The organism is Mesorhizobium sp. M7A.F.Ca.AU.002.02.1.1 (assembly GCF_003998535.1).
Classification (GTDB): domain Bacteria; phylum Pseudomonadota; class Alphaproteobacteria; order Rhizobiales; family Rhizobiaceae; genus Mesorhizobium; species Mesorhizobium ciceri.
The window spans coordinates 1-971 of sequence record NZ_RZPB01001291.1; the positions used below are offsets into that span (position 1 = coordinate 1).

Annotated in this window: 1 protein-coding gene and 1 pseudogene; one reads left to right on the forward strand and one right to left on the reverse strand. The window is 66.0% G+C overall.

The features are described 5' to 3' along the window. The coding region (locus tag EN879_RS37215) for a LysE family transporter (protein ID WP_127274776.1) at positions 1-414 on the forward strand (414 nt) is incomplete at its 5' end. A gap of 252 nt (positions 415-666) precedes the next feature. Here EN879_RS37215 and EN879_RS37220 read toward each other — a convergent pair. After that, positions 667-971, reverse strand: a pseudogene (locus EN879_RS37220) (SDR family oxidoreductase); the annotation flags it as partial.

The window sequence follows — 971 nt, forward strand, 5'->3', positions numbered from 1 at the left end:
CTGCTGCTCGCCGTGCCCTCGCTGCAACTGGCGATGAAGGTCACCGGCTCACTTTATCTCGTCTGGCTGGCGATCAAGATCGGCCGCAGCGGACCGCCTAATCTGGATGTGAGCATGGCCAGGCCGAACAGCTTTCTCGGCGGCGCCGGCATTCAATGGATGAACCCGAAGGGATGGGCGATGGGACTGGGCGCCGCGGCGTCGTTCGCGGCATTGGCCAGCGGACCGATGCAGCTCGCGCTGCTGCTCGGCGCCACTTTCGGCCTCGCGGCCGCCGCCTCGCTGTCACTGTGGTGCGTGGCCGGCATGGTGCTGGCGCGGCTGCTCAAGACCGAATGGCAATGGCGCGCGCTCAACGTCGTGTTGGCGCTGGTACTGGCCGCCTCGATCATTCCGATGTGGCGGTCGGTGTAAAGCGCTCAAGCCAAAACCCGCGCCAGCCCCCCACCCTGACCTTCGGTCCGACCTCCCCACAAGGGGGAGGTGGGGAGTCCAGCTTTTCGCACCCCACAAGACCATTGTCGCATGGGCGGACAAGCCGCGTCCCCAACCTTCCCCCTTATGGGGGTCCGAAGGACGGGCGAGACCCGTGGCTCGCCCCGGCAAGTCGCTGCGAAGCAGCGGGGTGGGGGTCCTGGTTCGCAAAGCGAACCAGCCTCTCAAACTTCAAACCCCGTAACGCGCCGCCGGCTTGTCGGCGTGCAGGCTGCCGTAGAAGGCTTGCCGGGCGCCGAGGAATGTGTCGAGCTTGGCCGCATCGGCAAGCGCGGGCACGGTGACCGCCTCGCCTTTGGCCAAGCCGACAAGTGCGGCATCGACCATGTCGTCGGCGGTCATGATGATCTCCTTCGGAACGTTGGCGATATCGGTGCCGGCAAGTTCCCAGAAATCGGTCCGGGTCGCGCCCGGCAGCACCACCTGCACCTTCACATTGGTGCCCTCAACCTCACGGTGCAGGGCTTCGGTGAAGT